Genomic DNA, 2,695 nt, shown 5'->3' on the forward strand with positions numbered 1-2,695 from the left:
TGCAGCGCGCGCTGAACTACGAAGGCGTCGACGTGCCAACGATTTTCAAGGGCTTACAGCTCGACATCGGTGCTCCGCCCCAGTTCATGGACTTCCGCTACACCATTCACGACCGCTGGCACGGCGAATTTCATCTGGACCACTGCGGGGCATTGCTGGACGTCGAACCGATGGGCGACGACTACGTGTTCGGAATGTGCCACACCATCGAGGATCCGACGTTCGACGCCACCGCTGTCGCGACCAATGCCCGCGCGCAAGTGCGCCCGGTCCACCGCCCGCCCCGGGTTCCGTCCGACCGGCATCCGCACTGCGCCTGGACGGTCATCATCGACGAGGCTTATCCGCCGGTCGAGGGCATTCCGGCGCTGGACATCGTGGCCGAAACCCGCGCCGCGAAATGGGAACTCGATGCGATCGATCGGTCCGACGAAGGTCTGGCCGACTATTCGGGCCCAGTGGTGTCCGACTTCGACTTCAGTGCGTACTCGCATTCGGCGTTGGTGCGCATGGCCGACGAGATCTGCCTGCAGATGCACCTGTTGTATCTGTCGTTTGCGATCGCGGTGCGATCGCGGGCCGGCTCGGACGTCAAGCTGGCCGACTCGATATGCACTCGCGGGCTGACCGGTGTCGCCGGGCTCGGCGCAGAACGGATCCACCGAGCGCTGTCTCTTCCGGGTGGGATCCCAGGTGTGCTAAAGGTTTTCGAGTTGCATCCGTTGTTCAATCCGGTGGGCTACGTCGACGCCGAGGCGCGCACTCAATTGCAGGTCCACCAGTCGCCGGCCCACGACGACGCCGCGTGGATCTCGCTGTGCTCGCCGGAGTCGGTCCAACCGTTGCGGGCGATCGCCACTGCTGTCGACCCGCACATCGAGGTCCGGATCACAGGTACGGGCACCGACTGGATTGCTGAGCTCTCCGAGAGTGACACTGCCGCAACGGAGCTGCCTGAGGTCTCGGTCGCCAAAGTCAGCGGCGGGGCGACGTTCGAGTTCCAGCCGCGGCGATCGCTGCCGTTGACCGTGGTCTGACGCTTCTCGAACTGTCAAGCCGTTGGCGGTATCGCTTCGGTGACGCAACCGCATCGACCGTATACCGATGATGTTGTGCCCGACCGTCGTAGCGTGCGTCGCCGTTATCGTTGACGCTGGCCACCGAACGCTATCGACGAAAGTATTCGCTTTATGTATGACCCGTTGGGGTTATCGATCGGGACCACAAACTTAGTCGCGGTCCGCAGTGGGACGCCACCCGTCTCGCGTCGCGCTGTGCTGACCCTTTTCCCGGATCGCGCGCCGGAATTAGGCCTGCCCGATAAAGATTCAGCAAACCCGGACGCAGCTGACACCGGCACACTGATGGCCGGCTTCGTCGAGCGAGTTGGTGGGTCGCGTGTTCTGAGATCCGCTGACGGTTCCACGCATGATCCAGCGCTGTTGCTGGTCGAGGCCCTGGATGTGTTGACCAGCGCGACTGGCGGCAAAGCGTCCACGTCGAATATCACGATGGCTGTTCCCGCGCACTGGGGGCAGAATGCGATGCGGGGCCTACAGGACGCACTGATCACCCACGCCGATTTTGTTCACGGCGGTATCGCGCCGCGACTGGTTCCGGATTCGGTCGCCGCGTTGACGGCGTTGAACTCCGATTCCCGCTTGCCTTCCAAAGGCGTTGTCGCGCTGCTCGATTTCGGTGGCGGCGGCACCAGCATCACTCTGGCTGACGCGGCGTCGGACTTCACACCTATTGCCGACACGTTGCGCTTCTCGGAGTTCTCCGGCGACCTCGTCGACCAGGCGCTGATGGTGCATGCGCTGGACAGTGCGGGTCACAGCAACGGGGCCGATCCCGCCAGCACCGCCGTCGTGGCGCAATTCGCAAATGTGCGTGAAGAGTGCCGTCTGGCCAAAGAGCGGCTGTCCACCGAGAAGGCGACCGATCTCGTTATCGACTTGCCGGGCAAACGCACCCGCATGGAGCTGAGCCGAGCCGAGCTGGACGGCCTGATCGAGGAACGCCTCGAGGAGTTGCTCTCCGCGTTCGACGACCTGTTGCGCCGCAACAGGGTTCGTAGCAGAGATCTCGCTGCGGTGGCGATGGCGGGCGGCGGTGCCAAGATTCCGGTTGTCGCGCAGCGCCTTTCGTCGCACACCAAAGCCTCGGTGGTGACCGCTGTGCAGCCGGCTTTTGCGACGGCGGTCGGTGCGGTGATGCTCTCCGCCAAGCAGCCGATCGAGCAGCAAGACAAACAACGCGAAGAAACGACGATGACCGCATTGGTAGGCGCGTCGACCGGCAGCTTTGCGACCTCGACCAGCGGGCTTGCCACTACGGGTCGCTTCCTGGCTCCCACCGACGCGCTGGGAACTCCCACCGGCACTTTCGGCGCCCCGACCGGCAGCTTCGGCATCCCCACCGCCGGTGCGCTTTTCGACGACCCGTCGGAACGGCTGACCGAGTTGGCCTGGTCGCAGGCCGACGATTCGGGCGAAGAGCCGGTGCTCTACACCGGCGAGCCGTATGACACCGACGACAACCGCGCCACCCCGTCGCAGCTGATGCAACTGCCGAAGGCCGAGCCGTTCGACATGGCTCCCCGCGGAACTCGTCTGCCACAGCTGTTTCTGGGACTTGCTGCGCTGGTGTCGATGGTCGCGATCGGCGGTGTGGCGTTTACCTTGACCAGTAG

The 2,695-nt window shown here is 64.2% G+C and carries 2 protein-coding genes; both read left to right on the forward strand.

Annotated elements, in window-relative coordinates; all coding sequences use genetic code 11:
* Positions 1 to 1,037, forward strand: a 1,037-nt coding sequence (locus tag WAN02_RS02060) for a hypothetical protein (RefSeq protein WP_422262377.1), incomplete at its 5' end; no start/stop codon positions are given.
* Positions 1,038 to 1,274: 237 nt separating this feature from the next.
* Positions 1,275 to 2,695: Hsp70 family protein (locus WAN02_RS02065; RefSeq protein ID WP_422262379.1), on the forward strand; the 1,421-nt coding region annotated here is incomplete at its 3' end.

It is taken from the genome of Mycobacterium sp., assembly GCF_049281135.1.
Taxonomy (GTDB): Bacteria; Actinomycetota; Actinomycetes; order Mycobacteriales; family Mycobacteriaceae; genus Mycobacterium.